This is a genomic window from Clostridium intestinale (assembly GCF_035905475.1).
In the GTDB taxonomy this organism is placed as follows: domain Bacteria; phylum Bacillota; class Clostridia; order Clostridiales; family Clostridiaceae; genus Clostridium_T; species Clostridium_T intestinale.
This window is the reverse complement of the sequence record NZ_CP121166.1, coordinates 4,471,712-4,493,487: the sequence shown is the minus strand read 5'-3', so window position 1 is coordinate 4,493,487 and position 21,776 is coordinate 4,471,712. Positions and strand designations below refer to the sequence as shown.

Here is a 21,776-nt window from a genome sequence, read left to right as displayed (position 1 = left end):
CCTCCTCTATTTTCTTTCTTACTTATCTATCAGCAACCACTGTGCCAAGATTGAAATCACTTATATAACTTTATATTTCCACTTTAACTTATGTATTTCTCCTATTTCTATGTAATAAAAAAGCTTTCAAAAAGTATTTATGTGCTTTACTTCTTGAAGGCTTTTTAAAGCACATAAGTAATGTGCTTTGTTCTATTCTTTTTTAGATATTATTCTAAAGGTACTTTTATAAGCATCTGATTTAGAAGTTGCATATTGAATGATATTCCCCTCTTTATCGTAGGTAGTAATACGGGTAATAGAGATAGGATCATTCTCTTTTAGATTAAGATAAGTTGCTTCTTGAATATCAGCTTTTCTTATCTCTATATTTTTTTCCTCTTTATATGGAGTTACATTATGCTCCTCAAGTGTTCTAAAAAGATTATGTTCTGTAAAATCAATATCAATTAATTTAGGACATATTTTTAATGGAATATAATCATCTGCTAGAGAATACAAATCATCATTAACATACCTAACTCTCTTTAAGTGAAATACTAAATCTTGTTCAGAAATATTTAGATAAGATGCTACATTGGATTTTGGGAATTCAACAGCTTGTTTAAGTACACGATTTTTAGTAAATTTCCCTGCTGAGCTTAAAATACTAGATAATCCAAGTCCATTATTATTAGAATCTGAATAATCTATTGGAACTTTATTTCCTATGTAAAAGGTTCCTTTTCCTTGAATTCTTACAATTATATTCTCATCCTCTAATTTTTCTAATGCTTTTCTAATGGTTGGTCTACTTACATTAAACATATTGGATAAATCACGTTCACCTGGTAATGGTGAATAATATTCGAATTTAGAAAAATAGGCTATCATTTCATCCTGAATCTCCAAATGTAATGGAGTACCTGCTCTCTTCATTCAAAATCAGCCCCTTTCTATTAATTAAAATCATCTATTTTAAAATTTATTTTCACTTAATAATAATATATTTAAGAAAAATCATCAAGTAAAAGACCTCTTCAATTTACCAGTGGTAATAATTATACTCCACTTACTCTTTTATCTCAAGTCCTAAAATTTATAATATTTTCTATTTTTATATTGATGACCATTTTTACCTATGGTACAATTATTTTACCAGTGGTAAAGATATAAATTAAAGGAGGGTCTATTAATTTATGAAAATAAGAACACCATTTTTAGTTGTAAATCCAAAATCCTATCTATATGGAAAACGATCTCTAGATTTAGCACTAGCTGCTGACAAAATAGCTAAAGAAACAGGTATAGAAATGTTTTTTACATGTCCATTTGCAGATATTCGTTATATTAGCGAAAATACTACTAACGTAATTGTAACTGCTCAGCATATGGAATCCTTAAAACCAGGGCGTGGAATGGGACATGTATTACCAGAATCTTTAAAAGAAGCTGGTGCAAAAGCAGTTTTCTTAAATCATGCTGAAAATCCAATGACTGTAGCGGAACTGTCTAAGACAATTGAAAGGGCACGTGAACTTGATATAAAAACTATAGTATGTGCTGACTCTGTTTCTGAAGCTGTTGCACTTTCTAAATTTAATCCAGACATAATCTTAGCTGAACCTACAGAATTAATAGGAACAGGTAAAACAGCTGATAACAGTTATGTAATAGAAACTACGGAAAAGATTAGAGACATGAGCCCTAATACTTTAGTTATGATAGCTTCGGGGGTTACCACCGCTGAGGATGTTTATAACGTTATTAAGCTTGGTGCTGATGGTACTGGCGGAACAAATGGTATTTTAGGGGCTCCAGATCCTAAAATACGTATAGAAGAATGGGCTGAAGCAATGGTTAGAGCAATAAAAGATAAGGAATAAATAGGGGGTTATAATATGAGCGTTTATAAAGAACAAATAAGTTTAACATCTCACGGAGAAACACCAAGTTTTTTTGATATTACTCCACAAGTAAGGGAAGCAATAAAGAAAAGTAACATACAAAATGGTATCTGTGTTGTAATTTCTCCACATACTACCTGTTCAGTATTTTTTGAAGAATTTGTTCATGATTACACTGAAAATGGTGATGAATTTCTTCAAGTAGACTTAAATGATGTACTAAAAAAAATAATTCCAGACAATGTTTCACTAGGTCAATACAATTATCCTGGGGAAGAACATTATAAAGCTGTTGAATCATGGCCAGATGCCTCAAGTTATCTTCCAAACGCAGATCGTTCTGCATTATTTAACTGTGATGCACATTTAAAAGCAACTCTACTTGGTTCTAGTGAAACTTTTGAAGTTGATAATGGAGCCTTAGGAGTTGGAACTACAGGATATGTTTATTTTGTAGACTTTGATCGTACAAGATCTCGTACTCGTAAATGCAAAATTATAGTAATGGGAGAATAATTTATTTAATATGGAGGGATTAAAATGTTAGTTAATTCAAAAGAAGTATTATTAGATGCTAAAAAAAATAATTATGGAGTTCCAGCACCTGATTTTTTAGATTTAGATTCTGCTAGAACCTTTGTTGAAGTTGCTGAAGAATATAATAGACCTATTATCCTATCATTTGCTCAAGCTCACCGTAATATAATTTCTCTAGAGGAAGCTGCTACTGTAGGAAAATTTATGGCTGAAAGCGTTAAAGTTCCTATAGTTTTACATCTTGATCACGGCGAAGACATAGAATACATTAAACGTGCTATAGATCTAGGTTTTACTTCTGTAATGATAGATGCATCTATGGATAGTTTTGAGGAAAATGTTCGCAAAACAAAAGAAGTTGTTGAGCTTGCACACCCAAAAGGCATAACTGTTGAAGCTGAAATTGGACATGTTGGTCAAGGTGAAATCGTTGGACAAGGAGAAGGACAAAGCGGAACTTCTTCCATATACACAACTGTTGAAGAAGCAGTATCTTTTGTGAAGCAAACTGGTGTAGATTCTTTAGCCGTTTCTATAGGAACATCCCATGGAATTTATAAAGGTAATAAGAATCCTGAAATAAATTTTGAAAGGCTAAATGAATTAGCAAAGGCTATAGAAGTTCCATTAGTTCTCCATGGTGGTTCAGGAACAGGTGATGATAATCTTCATAGATGTGCAATAGAAGGCATATCTAAAATCAATGTATTTACCGACTTTTTGGTAGGTGCAATTAAGGAGATTGACGAGGTAAAACCAGTAGACTTTATAGCACTAAAAAAAGCTTCTAATGAAGGAATGGCTAAAATTCTTAGACATTATTTTAGGGTGTTTTCTAAGGAATATAGATAAAAAAGAGTTCAGCACGTTTAATGCTGAACTCTTTTTTATCTATCTATCCCTTTTTTATTCCCCATAAACGCCATGAGCTGATCATAATATGGATAACCTTCCATGTCACCTTTTACAAGTGTTGCCATTGCACCAACTGCATTTCCTTGTATTCCACATTCTTTTACACTTAAGTTCTTTAATACTCCAGATAGAAATCCTGCCGCAAAGCCATCTCCTGCTCCAACAGTATCTTCTGTTGTTACTTGGAATCCTTGTATATATTCCTTCTCAGACTTAGTTGCTACATAACAACCCTTTTCTCCAAGCTTAACTACTACTGTTTTGCAGCCCATTTCTAAAAATTTTTCTGCGATGTCTTTTTCATTATCTAATCCTAATATCATCTCTCCCTCTTCTACTCCAGGGAATATAATGTCTGCCATCTTTGCAATTTTTAGAAGTACTGGTCTTGCTTTTTCTAAAGTCCATAGTTTCAATCTTATATTAGGATCAAAAGAAATAGTTATGCCATTTTCTTTTGCAATCTCTAGTACCTTAAATACAGTTTCTCTACAGCTTTCAGATAATGCTGGTGTTATTCCTGTAATATGAATTATCTTAGTGTCTTTTATATATTCTATATCTAAATCTTCTATAGATAATCTACTTGCAGCAGATCCGGCTCTATAATAATAAACATTGGGATTGGCGTTATTAACTCTCTCTTTAAAAAGTATTCCAGTACTAGCTCCCTTATCAACTTTTAGTCTAGATACATCTACCCCTTCTCCACGAACAGTATTTTTAATGTATCTCCCAAACTCATCATCTCCAACTTTTGAAAACCAGCCTGCTTCATGTCCTAATCTTGCAAGTGCTATAGCAACATTAGAATCTGCTCCACCTATAGATTTACTAAAACCCTCTACAAATCTTAGTGGACCATTAGCTTGAGGATTAAAAAGTACCATAGTTTCTCCAAAGGTTAATACTTCCTTCATTTTTATACCCCCACCTAAATATTATTCCTAGCTTCTCTTACTTTTTCCACAAATTCAGCTGCTACTTTTGTGATTTCTTCATAGTTTCCTGTTTTAGCTCCTTTAGTAAGATCACCACCTGTACCTACTGCTATAGCTCCAGCTTTTATCCACTCTGCTACATTGTCTAAATTTACTCCTCCAGTAGGCATAAAATTAGCTTGTGGTAAAGGTGCTTTGAAAGAACTTATAATGGATGGACCATAAGCATTTCCCGGGAATACTTTTAATATTTCTACACCATATTCTAAAGCTTCCACAATTTCAGTTACTGTCATTATTCCTGGTATAACAGCTACCCCGTATCTATTACACATTTTTAGAGTTTCTATGCTTAGGCATGGACTAACAATAAACTCTGCTCCAGCTAGTATACAAGCTCTTGCTGTTTCAGGATCAAGTACAGTTCCTGCTCCTATAATTACATCTTCTTCTCTATATGTTTCAGATAATTCCTTAATTATGTCTACAGCACCAGGCACAGTCATGGTAATTTCAAGTACATTTATGCCTCCATTTTTAACTGCTTCAATTATTTTAATTGCTTCTCCTTTTGACTCAGCCCTTATAACTGCAACTACCCCTACATCAACTATGTTTTTTATAATCTCTGAACGTTTCATTAGATTATATCCTCCCTCTTAATCATTAATAATTTAAATTTATAACTTTTAAACAATATTTTCTTTCATTTTTTTGCTATAAAGTATAAAATTATTGCATTAATCATAAAATTCTTATATTCTAAAAATAAGCTTATTTAAGGGGGTTATCTATGAATGTTGGAATTGATAATATAGATGAAGGTATCTATAACATATGCTCTTTAATTCATAACCTAGTTAATATAGATGTGGAGTTTTTTGATAGTTCTCATAACTCTTCTCTTCAATTGTTCAAATTCCAAAAACCTCTTATAATAGAGGACTTAAGATTTTCAAGTATATTGAATATGGAGAATCTTCTTAAAAATAAAAAATCCAATGATTTATTGTACTACACTGATAATTTTAATCTAAATTATTTGTGTTTAGGAATTTTTACTGAACAAAACTCTTCTTCTGGAACAGTAATTGTAGGCCCTTTTCTCTCAGATATTCCAGATGACTTATTAATATCTAAGGTCATTCAATTAAATAATCTTCCTCTTGGACATAGACAAGAACTTAGAGAATACTACAAGGCTCTTACTATATTAGATAGTAAAACCTATAAAAATATAGGTTCTCTTATGGTAAATCTATCGTCAAATCCTCTTATTAATAGCAATATATCCTTTGTTCAAAACAATAACGGTATTTCAAATATCAAGGACTCCCAAGAGACAGATGATAGAAAGTTTTATTCTGATATAGAATTTAGATATAAATTAGAAAGAGAAATCCAGAATTCAGTAGCTAAAGGTGAAAGCGAAGAAGCCCTTAAGCTTATGAACAGCTTTGAGTTTAATCCAACCCACAGAGTTCCTAATAATCCTTTAAGGGCATGGAAGAATTACGGTTTTGTTATTAATACGCTTCTTAGAATAGGTGCAGATAAAGGGGGAGTTTCTCCAATTTATATACACAATATTTCCGATAAGTTTGCTATATTGATAGAAAAAGTAACAAATAAGGCAGAATTAGATAGTTTATTGAAAGAGATGACTTTACAATATTGTGATCTAGTAAAAAGTTTTTCAACTTCTCAATATAGTCCTGTAGTTGGAAAATGTATTGATTATATAAAAATAAATTTCTACAATAAGATATCTTTAAATACCATATCTAATGAAATAGGAATAAGTCCTTCTCACCTTTCAAGAAGTTTTAAGAAGGAAACTAACCTTACTATAACTGAATTTATAAATAAGGTGAAAATTGAAGAAGCAAAATTTCTAATAAAGCAAAATGAGCTTTCCATTACTGATATTGCTTTAAAGGTAGGTTTTGAAAACCATAATTACTTCTGTTCAGTATTTAAAAAACTAACTTCTTATACTCCAAAAGAATATTTACTAAAGGCTTAAAACTGATTTAGGTAATCAGTTTTAAGCCTTTTACTCTTTATACATGCTTTCATAGAATTGCTTCGGTGTTACTCCATACTCATTTTTAAAGGCTCTAAAGAAATTAGAATAATCCCCAAAACCACATTTTTTATATACCTCTTTTATAGATATATTGTTAAGTATAAGTTCCTTTGCCTGAATAAGCTTCTTTTGAACTATATATTTATGAATTGTTGTACCTGTATGTCTCTTAAACTCTCTTGAAAGATGAAACTTACTAAGATAGCAATACTCTGCAAGTTCATCTATTGTTATGTCCTCTTCAATATTATTATTTATGTACTCTATTATGCTATCTATTAAATTACTCTTTTTTATATCTATATCAAGCACAATATCTTTATTAAACAGTATGGTATTTATATAAACCATAAGCTCAGTAATATAAGCTGAATATAGAAGTTCATAACCAAAACCTTTAATTTTTTGAACACTTAGTATCTTATTTAATACCAATCTGATGTTTTTTTGAGTTTCAAAGTCCATTCTTAAAACATTTTTTTTCTTATCACTTTCAAAGCAAAGAGTTAAATCTGTTTCTTCACTTGATATCTTCTTTAAAAAAGATCTATTTAACCATAATACAATTCTCTCATAGGCTAGATCCTTGTTATTTATTATTGCCTTGTGAAGTTCTTTAGAATTAATAAGTACTATATCACCAGGTGCTAAATTATATATTCTACCTTCTATATGATAAGTTACATCTCCAGAAATAAAAAGATAACATTCATAAAAATCATGATGATGAAGGCTTACTCCTGTCATTTCAGTATTTTTATAATGAAATATTTCATAATCAGTAGAAAGCATATACTGTCTGTTTGAGTACTGCTGAACCTTATTTCTCATTTAAACCTCCTTTATTATTTGAGCAATTTTTGCATGTTATATAGCAATAATAACATACTTTTTAATTTTTGTTATTGCTATAATCAATTTGTAAAAAAGATTATACTTTCAAACTTAATTGAGGTGATGTTATTGTTAGATAACGATTTTATATTAAATGGTAAAACGGCTCAACGCCTTTATCATAGTGTTGCAAAAAATGCTCCGATTTATGACTACCATTGTCATTTATCTGCTAAGGAAATATATGAAGACAACACATTTGATAATATTTCTAAGATTTTTCTTGGATTTGATCACTATAAGTGGAGAGCAATGAGATATGCTGGAGTTCCTGAAAAGTATGTAACAGGTGATTCAGATGATCTTAGTAAATTTAAAATGTGGGCAAAAACTTGTGAAAGATTAATAGGAAGTCCTTTATATCACTGGACAAATTTAGAGCTTAAAAACTTCTTTGGTGTAACTGAAATTTTAAAAGAAAGTAATTCTGAAGAAATTTATAATTACTGCAATAAAAAAATTAAAGATGAAAATCTATCTCCTGTAAAGTTTATAGAAAACTCTAATGTAAAGCTTATATGTACTACTGACGATCCAATTGATGATTTAGAATATCATAAACTATTAGATGAAAAAAGTGATTTAACTTTTAAAGTACTTCCAACCTTTAGACCGGATAAATCACTAAATTTATTAAATAAAGACTTCGAGGATTATATTGAAAAACTTTCAACTGTAACTTCTATAGATATTAAAACTTACTCAGATTTCTTGAAGGCTATAAAATTAAGAGTTAGCTATTTTAATGAAGCTGGCTGTAAGCTTTCAGACCACTCTCTTGAAAGTTTAGAATACTTCTCCACAGATGAAGGTGAAGTAAGCCTAATTTTTAGTAAAAGATTAAAAGGTGATTCTATCTCAAAGTCTGAAGCAGAGAAATATAAGTTCTTTACTTTAAACCGACTTGCTAAAGAATATAATGATAGAAATTGGGTAATGCAGCTTCATATAGGAGCTCTTAGAAACAATAATGAAGTAATGCAAGGTAAGACAGGTCCTGATTCTGGTTTTGATATTACTAATGATTTTGAAATCGCATCACATCTTTCAAAGTTACTTAATGGTATTAATAATGAAGCTTCCTTACCAAAAACTATACTTTATACCCTAAACCCAAAAGATAATATAGTTTTATCAACTCTTCCTCAATGTTTTAGTGAAGATGGTGTTCAAGGCAAAGTACAGTTTGGTACAGCTTGGTGGTTAAATGACCATAAAAGAGGTATTACTGATCACTTAACATCCCTAGGAGAACAAGGAATGTTATCTTATTCTCTAGGAATGCTTACCGATTCAAGAAGTTTTCTATCCTATGCTAGACATGAATACTTTAGAAGGATTTTATGCAGCTTTATAGGAAATCTTGTTGATTCTGGTGAATTTGAAAATGATGACAAACTTCTTAAAGAAATAGTTGAAGCTATATGTTTTAAAAATATAAAGAAATATTTAGAAATGTAGGAGGAATAAATTTATGAAATTATCATTTAGATGGTACGGAAATGATGATCCTGTAAAAATCGAATATATTAGACAAATCCCAAGCATGCACAGTATTGTAACTGCAATATATGATGTGCCTGTAGGTGAAAAATGGAGCATGGACAGTATATTATCTCTTAAGGAAACAGTTGAAAATGCTAGTTTAAATTTTGATGTAATTGAAAGCGTTCCTGTACATGAAGACATTAAACTTGGTTTACCTACAAGAGATAAATATATAGAAAACTACAAAGAAAACATAAGAAACTTAGGTAAAGCTGGAGTTAAAGTAATATGTTACAACTTTATGCCTGTATTTGACTGGACAAGAACTCAGTTAGATAAGGTATTAGATGATGGTTCAACTGCTTTAGTTTATTACGTTGATCAAATTAAAGACATGGACCCACTTACTGGTGAACTTTCTTTACCAGGCTGGGATTCAAGCTATACTAAAGAAAGTCTTAAAGAAGTTTTTGATAAATACTCGAAGATAACTAAAGAGGATTTATGGAACAGTCTTGAATATTTCCTTAAGGAAATAATACCTATTGCTGAGGAAGCTGGAGTTAAGATGGCAATCCATCCAGATGATCCACCATATGATATTTTTGGTCTTCCAAGAATAATTACAAACGAAGAAAACCTAGATAGATTCTTAAAACTTGTTGATAGTGAATACAATGGTTTAACTTTCTGTACTGGTTCTCTTGGATCTGGAAGCTTTAATGATGTAGTAAAAATGATAGATAAATATGCTTCTCAAAGACGTATCCACTTCATGCATGTTAGAAATGTTAAGCTTCTTGATGATGGTGGCTTTGAAGAAAGTGCTCATTATTCACCTTGTGGTTCTTTAGACCTTGTTGAAATAATGAAAGCTCTTCATAAACACAATTATGAAGGATACCTTCGCCCTGACCATGGAAGAATGATTTGGGGAGAAACAGGAAGAGCTGGTTATGGATTATATGACCGTGCTTTAGGATCAATGTACTTAACTGGAATATGGGAAACACTAACTAAAACAGATAAAGGAGAAAAATAAAATGAAACTTCCATTTAATATAGATTTAACTGATAAAGTAGTTGTTATAACAGGTGGCGCTGGAGTTATTGGGGGGTATTGGGTAGATGCTCTTGCAGAATGTGGTGCAAAAGTAGCAATTCTTGACCTAAAACTTGAAAATGCTGAAAAAAAAGCAGATGCAGTTGTAGCTAATGGTAAGATAGCTTTAGGTGTTGAGGCAAATGTTTTAAATAAAGAAAGTCTTAAAAAAGCTCATGAAATTGTATTAGAAAAATTCGGACCATGTGACATACTTATAAATGGTGCTGGCGGAAATAATCCAAAGGGAACAACAACAAAAGAATACTTATTTCCAGAAGATTTAGCTGAAGATAACAAGGATTTAATTACTTTCTTTGATTTAGATGAGCAAGGAGTAAGATTTGTATTTGACCTTAACTTCCTTGGAACTTTACTACCATCACAAGAATTTGCAAGAGATATGATAGGTAGAGAAGGTTGCAGTATAATAAATGTTTCTTCAATGAATGCATTTACTCCACTTACAAAGATACCTGCATATTCAGGTGCAAAAGCAGCTATATCAAACTTTACTCAATGGCTTGCTGTACATTTTGCTAAGGTAGGAATAAGAGTAAATGCTATAGCTCCTGGATTCCTTGTAACAGCTCAAAATGCTGCTCTTTTAAAGAATCCTGATGGAAGCCTAACTGAGCGTTCACACAAAATACTAAACAGTACTCCAATGGGAAGATTCGGAGAACCAGAAGAGCTTATAGGAGCATTATTATTCTTAGTAAATGAATCTGCTTCAAGCTTTATAAATGGTGTAGTTCTTCCGATTGACGGTGGATTCTCAGCATATTCTGGTGTTTAATAAGATTTATCTGATGTCTAGCCACTGTAACACCCCCATCCTCTATCCGAGGTGGGAGATAACACTGGCATGACCCTAGATAAGTTCAACTAAGATTCAGACGGGGACTAACCCCTACCTGAATCAAGTTTCACTTTATAAGTATATTAGTAAAGTCCAGCAAAAGCTGGACTTTGTTATTATATATAAAAGTATTCATTAAATAAGTCTTTATTTCATCATTATTAAAAACACATTTTTTTCTATACTCTATCTCAATAATCCCAATGATTTTTCTTCATATCAACATGATTTTCATCTTTAAGGGATACACCTTCTTCTAGTAGCAAAAATCGTTGTTCCTTCCATCCCGGTGCCAATCTTCCAGCATGATTTACTACACGATGACATGGATATCTACCATAAAATTCTGCCATACTTAGAACTTTCCCCACAAGTCTTGCATTTTTGTCTCTGCCAATAAGGCTGGCAATTTGTCCATAGGTGGCTACTTTCCCTTCTGGAATTTCCTCTACAACAGAAAGTATTTCATAAATTAATTCTTCATTCATAATCTTTTTCATGTATTCTCCAAACTCTTATTTCTAAAGTAAATACATAAATATTTTAAAACGTCTTAACCTTGAAGCCCATTTGATTGTCTTTCCATGTTTTCTATAACAACATCATAAATTTCTCCTAAAGAAGCGCAATACTCAAGTACTTTCCATGGAATATTTGTGTGAAAATGAACTTTTATTAACTCTTCATCACCAACTGCAAGTAAACAATCACCTTCAATATTTTTTGTTATATAGTCATTTATTTCATCTTCTGAAAGATTTTTTCCTTCAATTAATAATTGTGTATCAAATTTATATTCTATCATAACTTATCTCCTTTTCTTTTTTAGAACTATTATATTATATAAAGCTAAATATTCATACTAATTTACTCAAACAAATAATGTATCATCTTTTCAGGATTCTCTAAAAACTTTCTTGTTATCATATAATTATCGGTCTTTTTGTAGGGGGTTTTCATAATGCCATTATCATCAATAACAAATATATCTGCATCAGGATATGCCATCAGTATAGGTGAATGAGTAGCTATAATAAACTGAGAATTTTGCTTTACAAGTTCATTAATAACAGTAAGCATAGACATCTGTTTTATTGGGGATAGCGCAGCCTCTGGTTCATCTAAAATATATAATCCATTTCCACCAAACCTGCTAGTCATGAGTGTAATAAAGCTTTCACCATGTGACATTTTATGTAATGAAGTTCCTCCATAGCTATGTATAGCACCTAATTTTTCTATTTCTGTAGCTACATTATAAAAACTTTCTGCTCTTAGAAAAAATCCATCCTTAGGACGCTTCACACTTTTTACTACAGTAATATACTTATATAAATCAGAATGAGTTTCCATTGATGAAAAGTTAAAATTTTTAGTTCCACCTTCTGCATTAAAGCCACTATTAACTGCAATAGCTTCTAGTAACGTTGATTTCCCACTACCATTTTCACCAACAAAAAAAGTTACATTACTTGATAAGGCTAAACTATTTAAATTACTAACAACAGGTAAATTCTTAATATAGCTCTCTTCTTCATAAATTTCTTTTTTTAAACGGATTTCTTTTATATACATATTATCTTGTATCATAGATGTATCACCTCACTTCTCTCATTTCTTTAGTGAAGAGAATATTAAATTAAATCATCTTTAGTTATTTCTATTGATGGATAGTGACTAAGTGTTGTTAAATCAGTATTCAATGGCACACTATATACCATATAATAATAATCTATATTATCTTTATTTTTTAGTAACTCCTGAATCTTTTGTTCTGCTATATCTCTGTCAGTCGTAGCATATACTACAGACACTACTCCAACCTTATTATTCTCTTTATTATCAATGCTTCCACGCAATATTAATTTCAATGGTTCTTCTCCATTTAACCCTAATTCAATGTAGTCTTGGTAGTCCATGTTATAATCTCCTTGTATTCTTTGATATTTATTTCTAGTGATATTAAATACATATGTGACTAGTTTAATTGTACCATAATTTTCATAGCACAATAATATTTGTAAACTACTCTGTGGTTATATCTAAATAAAAAAGGATATAGGATTCAGTAGTAAAGTTAACTACCTATCCTATATCGCTTATTATATTTCTTACCTTCACTACAAGCATAAGTTCGATTGACTAAATCAAAGATTTAGAATCTCACTTTCACTACAAGTATAAGTTCGATTGACTAAATCAAAGATTTAGAATCTCACTTAGTCTTCAGCTTTAGGTATAACATTTAGTTCCTTATTTATAACGCTTAGTAATTCCTTTGGTATATTGAATCTTGATCTCTTAGACATACTGTCTATAGTCATTAATCCTCTCATTGCGCTCATTTGATCGCTTTCTGCAATGTCTCCAAAGTATTTCTTAAATACAGCTTTTGAGTCTTCATTTTTATACAATTCATCAAGTGTATCAAAAGTTGAATAATAACCCTCTTTAAGTGTCACTTCTTGAACATCTGTTAAGTCAAATTTTTGGAACCAGTTAGTTACATGAGTTGTTGTTTCTGGCTTTTTAAGAACATAACTTTCATCAGCTTCTTTAGTTCTATTTAATGTTATTTCATCAGTATAAATATTTTTATTATTATCTATAGCTTCTACTCTTACTATATTTTTTCCTAACTCTAATTTAACATTAGAGAATTTCTTCATTGGCTCTTTATCGTTTAGTTCATCTACAAATTTTCCATTTACATAAAGCTTGATATTCTCTACATTTGATAATACTACTATATCATTTAATTCTTCATGTCTATTTACAAATCTGCTTCCTGCTAATTTCACAAACAGCTCTTTTGACCAGTAAGCCTTACATAAATAGAAGGCATCCTTTTTAATCTTTCTATCTATAGTAACTAATCCTTTTTGATTTCTTCCTTTTTTACCGCCTTCATTTCTAATTTCACTACCGAAGTCGAACATAGCCCATACATAACCGCCTAAAATAAACTCTCTTTCATTAAAAGTTTTTAGAGCATTATTTTGGAATAATAATTGATATTCTTCTGTATAGTCTTTTACTGTTGGGTTGTATGAATGAAGATCTGGGTTAGTATCTACCCCATACTCTGTAACCATAACAGGTATATTAGGTCTTACATTATGGAATTCATCTAATCTGATTGCTAGATCTTTCATCTCTTTATAATACCATCCGTAATATAAATTATATCCAACAAAATCTGTTATATCATTTAATGGACTCTCATTTGCCACAGAGTGGATATTTGCTTGTGCAATAAATCTGCTTGAATCTAACTCTCTAGCTATAGTAGCAAGTTCTTTAACCATTTCATATATCTTTTCATTTTCTATAGCTATTGTTATTTCGTTTTGAACTCCCCAACAATATATAGAACTATGATTATATGCTTGTTTAATTAATCTTTCCAACTGATCCTTAGCATTTTTATTTTCTTTATCTGCTGTTGTTGGAACACTTATAAATGGTATCTCTGCCCACGCTAATATTCCTTCTCTATCGCAAAGAGTGTAGAAATAATCATCATGTTGATAATGAGAAAGCCTTACACTGTTTGCTCCTACTTCCTTAATTATTGACATGTCTAATTCCATATGTTCCTTAGTTAGAGCATTGCCTATTCCATCAAAATCCTGATGTCTACTGACACCATTTAGTTTAATAGCCTTACCATTTAAGAATACTCCCTTATCTTGAGTAATTTCTACTTTTCTAAACCCAATCTCTATAACTCTCTTATCACATATTTGACCATCATAAACTAACTCAATTTGTGCTTTATAAAGGTAAGGATTCTCTACTCCCTGCCAAACAATAACATCATTTATTGTTTCTAATAATTCAAAGCTCTCTTCTTTAGAAACATTAACGTCAATTACCTTCATATATACAATCTCTTCTTCTTTGTTTATTAATTTAAAATCCACCTTTACATCTTTTGCTTCAGCTAGTTCATTTATTATTTTTCCATTTATCTTTAATTCAAATTTACCTTCACTTAATCCTTTTTGAGTTAAATATATACCATCTCTACTATTATCCATTAGATCAAAGTGAAGATTTTCTGATATTATTAAGCTTACATCACGATATAGTCCACCATAAAATGAAAAGTCAGCCATTAGCGGATATACTGTATCATTACGGCTATTATCTACTTTAATTGAAATAGTATTTTCCCCAGCTTTTAAGAAAGGAGTTAAAAACACTCTATACATAGAAAATCCACAACTGCTTTCTCCAGCAAGTTCACCATTTACATATACCTTAGATACAAGTGATGCTGCACCTATTTCTAAAAAAATAAACTTCTCTAACTCTTCCTCACTTATGTTTAAGCTTTTTTGATAACAACATTCTCCCTTAAACATCCCATTACCACTTTGTCCATCTATTCCATTAAAGCAGTGTGGTAATGTAACAGTCTCACTTACATTTTTATCTTTAATAAATAACCAGTTATCATTTATATTTATTGTTTTCAATGTGCTTCTCTCCTTTTCCTTCTAAATATATTCAAGCCACCACTCATACAAGTGGTGGCCTATTTTTAGTATATTAAGCTTCTGCTTTCATTTCTATCTCATGAGCTTCTTTGTCTGCCTTTTTAAAGAATGGATACCAAACAACCATTTGTAAAAGTACAAGTACTACTTGAAGTACAGCTATTTTCCAGCTACCTTCCATTAATCCAGTAAATATTATAGGCATTCCGCTCATTGGTGTCATACCTGCTACTCTTGGAACTAAACCTATAGCTGTTAAACTATAAGCTATAGTTAAACTTATAGCATTCATGAATAAGAATGGTACTGCAAATCTAACATTGAAAACCATTGGAGTACCGAAAACTAATGGTTCACTTATTCCAAAAAGAGATGGTACAGCAGATAATTTTCCTAATGTCTTATATTGTTTACTCTTAGCAAAGAATAACATAAGTAGAGCAAAACCTATTGCACTTGCAGACATAGTATAAGTACTTATAAAAGCACGTCCAGTTATATAAGGAAGTGGTTCTCCTGCCGCATAAGCTGCTAATTGAGCTGCGTCCATTGCTGTAAATATTGGAAGAACAACTGAGTAAATAACTAATGTTCCATGAATTCCAAACCACCATAATATTTGTGAGAATGTCCATAAAATTATTATAGATATGATATTTCCACCTACACCTTGTAATGGAGTTTGAACAAACGAATAAATGAATCCATGCATAGTTTTGAAAGGTGTTGCTGCAAAACCACCTGCAACAGCTAAGAATAAAGCAATAACTAAAAGGCCTGGTATTAAGCTGCTAAAACTGCTTGATACTACTGGAGGCACACTTGATGGCATTTTAATTGTCCAACCTGCTTGTTTAATATATACATATAATCTAGTTGCTACTATACTTATAATAATTGCAGAGAAAATTCCTTTTGCTCCTAACCATTCTACTGGTATAGAAGTCACATTAACTTCATTAACTTTATTTACTGCAGTTGGTGTAATTATAAAGAAACATACTGCTGATAATAACGATGCTATAATACTATCTTCTTTATATTGTTTTGCATAACTACCTGATATAGTAAGTACAAATACTACAGCTAAAAAATTTGTTGTAAATAATATACCTGTGTTTAGAAGTCCTGCAATTCCTGAACTAGCAAGAAAAGCTTTCCATGCTGGTATTGGTAAGTTTTGAAATAATGAAGCAAATGAACCGAATAATGTAACAGGTAATGCTATCATCATTCCTCCAGTTATTCCATTTGCTAATTTACTTTTTTGAACCTTGTTTAATACTGGCGCTACCTTTTTTGATATCGCCTTCGCATCAAAATTAGCCATTTATAAATCCCCCTTTAAAATATTATCATTAATAACCTTTTCATTTGTATTAATCAAGTAATGCAAGTGCATCCTTTAACACTTTTTCACCATTTAGAGTTCCATAGTCCATCATATCTATTACTGCAACTTTGATTCCTTTTGGTTCATATTGTTCTCTTATTTCATCTTCTAAGTAAGCTATTTGTGGTCCTAAAAGTAAAACTTCTGTAGGTTCATCGTATTCTTCAAATTTTGATTCTGACATAGCTATTACTTTTATATCAAGTCCTTGAGCTTTTGCACTTTCTTGCATCTTATTCATTAATATACTTGTAGACATTCCTGCTGCACAAATTAGGGTAATATATTTCATTGTTTTTTCCTCCTAAAGATTTATTTTTATATTTTTTATTAATTATTAAAACAAGCTTGCTTTTAATTATTATTAACTATTAGATTTACTATTTTCTAACTTCTTCATAAATATCAAGTACTTCTAGAGCTAAATCACGTATAGTAATTGCATTCATTAAATGATCTTGCGCATGTATCATGAGCAAATTTATCTGAAATTCCTCTCCTGCTGCTTCTCCTTGTATTAAACTAGTTTGGATGTTATGTGCTTTGTTTAAAGCTTCATTTGCCTCTTTAATCTTTGCTCTAGCAGCTTCTAAATCACCTTTTTTTGCTATTTTAATAGCTCCCATTGCTTTACTTCTAGCATCCCCACTATTAACTATTAATTCCATAACTATTTGTTCTTTTGACAGTATTTCCATTGCTTCACCTTCTATTCAAGTTATTTATGTATCTTACATTTCTATATATAGCAATCACCGTGCCAAGTTTATATTTTTACTTTTTTAAAATACCTTCTTCTCTCAAGTCCCATTTTTACTGGGTTTAAGAGAATATTAAAACTTTTTCAAATTTATATTAATGTGCTTTATTTTAAGCTAAAAAAATAAAGCACATCGATTATGTGCTTTATCTTCTACTTTTCATACTAAATAAATTCATGAGATAACAAATCTCATCTTCTGATATATTGATTGTGTACTTAGTATTAATTAAAGTACACTCACTTTTAATTAACCTATATAACTCTAGATTTTGTTTTATATATTCCTCTTTACCTATATACTCTTCTACTTTTCCATTATCAATTAACCTATCAACCATTACCGCCATATGAAGGGTTATTCCTATTAGAGCATTTGATGTTAGCTGTATCTCCAAAGCTTTAGTTACATTTCTACAAAACCTTTTTATGTCATTAACAATAGTTCTGCCATCAATATTCTTCAACTGATGCTCTAAGGTTTCCTTCATCTTCATATAGACTTTTTCTCTATCTATTAAATTTTGTATATCTTCTGAGGCCCTTCCCTCAATAATATCACTTAACTTAAATTGTATATAATCGGCATCTAACTCAAAAGGACTAACTATACTTAGTATTTCATATTTATTTGATAGTTTTTTAAGTCTATCATAAATGTTTTCTTTACCTATAAAGTTAAGTGGAATTATATCTAGCAACTCATTTTCCATCTTAAGATTTCTCTCTAAGATGCTCTTCATAGTTTTAGCACTTCCTTCGCCAGTTGTGCAAATAGTAACTATACATAATCTCTTTTCTTCAGCTACCTCTGGTATATAATCTAATGAATTATTATCATATAAGTTATTAACTTCTAAAGTATCTCTGTATATTTCATCTAATGAGTAGCCCATTATTGCTTTTCTAGTAGCCTCCATACAATGAAGAGTACTCACTAGAGGAATAGTTCTTGTTTTTATTTTTAAGCTTTTCTCTATCTCCCTACCGAAGTTTGCAAGTGAACCCATATCAACTAAAAACAATATGTCTGTATTAATATTGTTTTGCCTTATATAATCTTTAACCTTTTCTAAGGTCATTTGAGGTTTCTCATCTATTGGAGCATTTATTCCCTTTGCATAGTTCACTCCCAAAAGTCCATTTACAGCATCCGCTAAAGATGTAGCTGTTGTAGCACCATGTGATATGATTACTATATTTACATTACTATGAGAGTTTCTTATTTTTTCTTTATGATAAGTTAAAAACATAGTAATAAATCCAGCTTCATCCACAGGCATTTTAATGTCTAAAGACTGCTCTAATATCTTTAAGACGTCTATAGCCACATTAAACTCTCTGTTATATTGCTTACGAATTCTATTTAACTCTAAGTTTTCAATCTTTTTATTTCTTCTTATTCTATCAATAGAATTATTAATGTGAACTGCTAACCCATAGTATATCTGCTCATTGAACTTTACATCTAACTCTTCTTCACAATAATTAATCACGTTTTCAATTACCTTCATAATATGAGGTTCTATAATGTTTTCTATATTTGTAGTACCAACTTTATAATTAAACTTATCAATATATTTGTTAAAGTAACCCTCTACATTTCTCTGTATTTCTTCCTCAAAGCCTCTGCCTTCTATTCCTCTTGCTTTAAGTTCTCTAGTTTTATTCTCTAACATTTCATATATATTTTCATCTGAATCGGTTTCTTCAAATATTATCTTCTCTTCGTTTTTATCAAATATATAATATCTTTTATTAATGTCACTTAATTTATTCCAAAGCTGTCTATGCTCAACTTCTCTATATAATCCTTCTGCTATATAACTTGGTAAGTCTAAACTACTTATACTTATTTCTTCTTTTTTCTTTGACAAGAAATCTGCATATGCCCTTGCACAAGCCAGTTGTATATCTGACTTAAGCTGCCCTACATTATTCTTACAATCATAAAATAAAAATGACTTTATTGAATTAACAGATACTTTTATGCTTTTTCCAAGCCTTCCTGACTCTTCAATCATAAACTGCTTTATGAGATTAAACCTTTCTTCTATGCCCCTATTTCTTAATGCTGGTATTGTTATTACCATAGGAATTCTTCTTGTGAAAGTTTGAAGAAGAGTTGTATTAGGATCTTCTGTGGTTGCAGCTATTATGAGAACCTGTGCACTTCTTTCGCTAACTGTCTCTCCTAATCTTCTATACATTCCTCTATCCATAAAGGTAAAAAACATTTCTTGCCCTTCTGCTGGAAGTCTATGAACTTCATCTAAAAATAGAATTCCTCCATCCGCCTGCTCTAAAAGTCCAGCCTTATCAAAATCAGCTCCTGTATATGCTCCTTTTTTCACCCCAAATATTTGTCCTAACAATAGCTGAGGATTGTTTGCATAATCAGCACAGTTAAAAATTATAAAAGGACTCTTTTTAGGTTTTACTTCCATCTCAATAGCGTATTTATATATTAACCCCGCAAAGGTTGATTTTCCAACCCCAGTCTCTCCAAGCAATAATATATTCATTCCATTAGGCGGATATAATATTGCTGCTTTCGCCTGCTCTAGAGCTGTATACAAACTTGGATTTAATTCTGAAAATCTATTTATCATAGATGTATCATTTACTGCTTTAAACAATGTAGGCTTTCCTTTAAACTTAACCGCTTTTCCTTCAGCAACTAATTTATTTAAATCATTACTTACATTTCCTCTAAGTAGATTTAATTCCTCTGCAATTTCTATTGCTGAAACTCCCTCTGGTTTTTTTTCTGTTGATTCTATAAGCTTCTTAAGAATTAAATCGATTCTCTTCATTTAATAGTTCACCTCTCCGCATTACAATTTAAAGATATTTAGATTCTATCATATATATTTAACTTTATCTATTTTCACTTATTCAGAAGAGTATTGAACTTAATTTTTAATTAATAAAAAACAGTTACAAGTCCATATTTCTTTAGAACTTGAAACTGTTTTTTCTTTACTAATATTATATTCATTCCACTGCTCCAGCATCCCTATGTTCCAGAATTCCGCTGTTTCACTTTTCCACTGTTCTTATGTTTCACTTTTCAAATGCTCCACTTTTCCACTGCGCCTGTGCTTCTGCGCAACAATGGTTCGCTGTTCCAAATTTCCTGCATACCGCTGATTTATTTGCTTTTTATTTGTATAATCCTCTAATTCTTACTATAAAAAAACAAGAGCCCAGCAATTTAATGCTAGGCTCCTTTTTATATAGTGATATATTTTAAATATTGGGGGTCAATATCTAAATTAGAAAAATGATTTCTTTCTTTTATCTCATTGTTATATATCCGCGATATTGTGAGAAATTATCACTTTCAGCTATATCTGTTAAGAATAAGCTGGATATTTCAAACTTAGGTTTCAAGTATGGAAACTCATCATATTGCGCCCATGATGGTTTCTTAATTTCTTTAGCGTTTACTACTGCTGATCTATACCAAGCTGAAGGGCAGTTAAACCACATTTCAACTACTCTTTGATATGTGCATCCATTTACTTCTTGAATAATTTTACTTGTTAATATTCTTAACACGTCTGGCATATTTTTAAACTTAGGTATAACTTCTTCGTAGAACCACTTGTCTCCTTCTTCCATTGACACACCTTCTGGATACTTCATAACAAATTGCCAACGGTAGTTAGGTCCATCTTCTACTGTTCTTTGAGCACCTTTAATATCTTCTTCCCAACAAACAGGTACAAAAGCAAATATAAATGGAGGGCATCCGTTGTTTCCACCTGTTGATCTTGCGTCATCACCCTCAACATTATCTACTTCTTCTCCTTCAAGAACTGCTACTTTACTATCATCTGGTATAGTTCCTTGCCACTTTAATACATCCATTGGGAAGTATTCAGTTAATGCTTTATTTTTTATTTCAGCAGACATTGGATTAATCAACCAATAATGTTCAGTTAATTGCATTCTATGAGTTCCAAATCTATCTCCTTCTTGTGGAGTTGGTAGTGCTGGATAGAAAGCATATTTAGTTACATATGGTCCAAATTGTGAAATGCTGTCTGATATATGGTGCTTATATAGCCAATGCTTTAGCATGTGCCTATAATCCTCCTTCACAACATCCACATAAATAAGACTTCTCATAGGTTTAAATTCTAATGACATATTAATTGCCTCCTCAAAATATTTTCTTCCTCTTAAACGTATACAATTAGCGGGTTATATACTTTTTTTTATATCTCCCTTATAAGATAAAGCAAGTTATATGCCAAGTTAATTTAGCTTTTCTAAGGTTACCAAAGCCCTATATTACTAGATTTCTAAGAACTAATTCCTAAGATTTTTTTGAATAAAATGCATTTTTGCATCATTCCTGTGATTTTTCTAACGAAGCCTGTATTTTGATAACAT

General features: G+C 31.0%; 21 protein-coding genes. 7 read left to right on the top strand and 14 right to left on the bottom strand.

Features of this window, described 5'->3' with window-relative positions:
- Positions 1-192: 192 nt before the first annotated feature.
- Entirely contained in the window at positions 193-918 is a 726-nt protein-coding gene (locus P8F83_RS22635; RefSeq protein WP_326512786.1) for a GntR family transcriptional regulator, read from the bottom strand.
- 260 nt (positions 919-1,178) lie between these two features.
- Between P8F83_RS22635 and P8F83_RS22630 the strand changes: the two genes are divergently transcribed.
- The 3 genes from P8F83_RS22630 to P8F83_RS22620 are packed head-to-tail and all read left to right on the top strand — an operon-like array spanning position 1,179 to position 3,275.
- On the top strand, positions 1,179-1,865 hold the full coding sequence (locus P8F83_RS22630) for a triose-phosphate isomerase (protein ID WP_326512785.1): 687 nt from the start codon (positions 1,179-1,181) through the stop codon (positions 1,863-1,865).
- A gap of 15 nt (positions 1,866-1,880) precedes the next feature.
- Positions 1,881-2,402: a YjbQ family protein gene (locus P8F83_RS22625; protein ID WP_326512784.1), complete on the top strand. Its 522-nt coding sequence runs from the start codon at positions 1,881-1,883 to the stop codon at positions 2,400-2,402.
- A gap of 24 nt (positions 2,403-2,426) precedes the next feature.
- Positions 2,427-3,275: a class II fructose-bisphosphate aldolase gene (locus P8F83_RS22620; RefSeq protein WP_326512783.1), complete on the top strand. Its 849-nt coding sequence runs from the start codon at positions 2,427-2,429 to the stop codon at positions 3,273-3,275.
- A gap of 35 nt (positions 3,276-3,310) precedes the next feature.
- Here P8F83_RS22620 and P8F83_RS22615 read toward each other — a convergent pair whose 3' ends face one another.
- On the bottom strand, positions 3,311-4,258 hold the full coding sequence (locus P8F83_RS22615) for a sugar kinase (protein ID WP_326512782.1): 948 nt from the start codon (positions 4,256-4,258) through the stop codon (positions 3,311-3,313).
- A gap of 14 nt (positions 4,259-4,272) precedes the next feature.
- On the bottom strand, positions 4,273-4,920 hold the full coding sequence (locus tag P8F83_RS22610) for a bifunctional 4-hydroxy-2-oxoglutarate aldolase/2-dehydro-3-deoxy-phosphogluconate aldolase (protein ID WP_326512781.1): 648 nt from the start codon (positions 4,918-4,920) through the stop codon (positions 4,273-4,275).
- A gap of 152 nt (positions 4,921-5,072) precedes the next feature.
- On the opposite strand from P8F83_RS22610, the gene P8F83_RS22605 reads away from it, so the two are divergent.
- Positions 5,073-6,305, top strand: a complete 1,233-nt coding sequence (locus P8F83_RS22605; RefSeq protein ID WP_326512780.1) for an AraC family transcriptional regulator — start codon at positions 5,073-5,075, stop codon at positions 6,303-6,305.
- Positions 6,306-6,335: 30 nt separating this feature from the next.
- Here P8F83_RS22605 and P8F83_RS22600 read toward each other — a convergent pair whose 3' ends face one another.
- Entirely contained in the window at positions 6,336-7,199 is an 864-nt protein-coding gene (locus P8F83_RS22600) for an AraC family transcriptional regulator (protein ID WP_326512779.1), read from the bottom strand.
- 132 nt (positions 7,200-7,331) lie between these two features.
- Here P8F83_RS22600 and uxaC point away from each other — a divergent pair, with 132 nt between their 5' ends.
- The 3 genes from uxaC to P8F83_RS22585 are packed head-to-tail and all read left to right on the top strand — an operon-like array spanning position 7,332 to position 10,651.
- Positions 7,332-8,723, top strand: coding sequence for a glucuronate isomerase (gene uxaC, locus P8F83_RS22595; RefSeq protein WP_337250867.1), 1,392 nt, complete (start codon positions 7,332-7,334; stop codon positions 8,721-8,723).
- A 13-nt stretch (positions 8,724-8,736) separates the two neighbouring features.
- Positions 8,737-9,792, top strand: coding sequence for a mannonate dehydratase (gene uxuA / locus P8F83_RS22590; RefSeq protein WP_326512777.1), 1,056 nt, complete (start codon positions 8,737-8,739; stop codon positions 9,790-9,792).
- 1 nt (position 9,793) lies between these two features.
- Complete coding sequence (locus P8F83_RS22585; RefSeq protein ID WP_326512776.1) at positions 9,794-10,651, top strand: SDR family oxidoreductase; 858 nt, start codon at positions 9,794-9,796, stop codon at positions 10,649-10,651.
- A gap of 254 nt (positions 10,652-10,905) precedes the next feature.
- Here P8F83_RS22585 and P8F83_RS22580 read toward each other — a convergent pair whose 3' ends face one another.
- From P8F83_RS22580 to P8F83_RS22535, 10 genes are all read right to left on the bottom strand, one after another.
- The gene (locus P8F83_RS22580; protein ID WP_315110803.1) at positions 10,906-11,214 is read right to left on the bottom strand and encodes an MGMT family protein; all 309 of its coding nucleotides are present in this window, start codon (positions 11,212-11,214) and stop codon (positions 10,906-10,908) included.
- A 53-nt stretch (positions 11,215-11,267) separates the two neighbouring features.
- A complete protein-coding gene (locus P8F83_RS22575) occupies positions 11,268-11,519 on the bottom strand; it encodes a kinase to dihydroxyacetone kinase (RefSeq protein WP_315110805.1) in 252 nt (83 codons plus the stop codon).
- Positions 11,520-11,581: 62 nt separating this feature from the next.
- The gene (locus tag P8F83_RS22570; RefSeq protein WP_315110807.1) at positions 11,582-12,304 is read right to left on the bottom strand and encodes an AAA family ATPase; all 723 of its coding nucleotides are present in this window, start codon (positions 12,302-12,304) and stop codon (positions 11,582-11,584) included.
- A gap of 44 nt (positions 12,305-12,348) precedes the next feature.
- Positions 12,349-12,633: a hypothetical protein gene (locus P8F83_RS22565; protein ID WP_315110808.1), complete on the bottom strand. Its 285-nt coding sequence runs from the start codon at positions 12,631-12,633 to the stop codon at positions 12,349-12,351.
- Positions 12,634-12,933: 300 nt separating this feature from the next.
- Entirely contained in the window at positions 12,934-15,198 is a 2,265-nt protein-coding gene (locus P8F83_RS22560; RefSeq protein ID WP_326512775.1) for a glycoside hydrolase family 2 protein, read from the bottom strand.
- 73 nt (positions 15,199-15,271) lie between these two features.
- A complete protein-coding gene (locus tag P8F83_RS22555; RefSeq protein ID WP_286906774.1) occupies positions 15,272-16,549 on the bottom strand; it encodes a PTS sugar transporter subunit IIC in 1,278 nt (425 codons plus the stop codon).
- 49 nt (positions 16,550-16,598) lie between these two features.
- The gene (locus tag P8F83_RS22550; RefSeq protein ID WP_326512774.1) at positions 16,599-16,904 is read right to left on the bottom strand and encodes a PTS sugar transporter subunit IIB; all 306 of its coding nucleotides are present in this window, start codon (positions 16,902-16,904) and stop codon (positions 16,599-16,601) included.
- An 88-nt stretch (positions 16,905-16,992) separates the two neighbouring features.
- Positions 16,993-17,310: a PTS sugar transporter subunit IIA gene (locus P8F83_RS22545; protein WP_326512773.1), complete on the bottom strand. Its 318-nt coding sequence runs from the start codon at positions 17,308-17,310 to the stop codon at positions 16,993-16,995.
- A gap of 208 nt (positions 17,311-17,518) precedes the next feature.
- Positions 17,519-20,188 carry a sigma-54-dependent transcriptional regulator gene (locus tag P8F83_RS22540; protein ID WP_326512772.1) on the bottom strand — a complete coding sequence of 890 codons (2,670 nt, stop codon included), beginning with the start codon at positions 20,186-20,188 and terminating at the stop codon, positions 17,519-17,521.
- Positions 20,189-20,672: 484 nt separating this feature from the next.
- Positions 20,673-21,530 carry an acetyl-CoA hydrolase gene (locus P8F83_RS22535; RefSeq protein WP_326512771.1) on the bottom strand — a complete coding sequence of 286 codons (858 nt, stop codon included), beginning with the start codon at positions 21,528-21,530 and terminating at the stop codon, positions 20,673-20,675.
- Between the last annotated feature and the right edge of the window lie 246 nt (positions 21,531-21,776).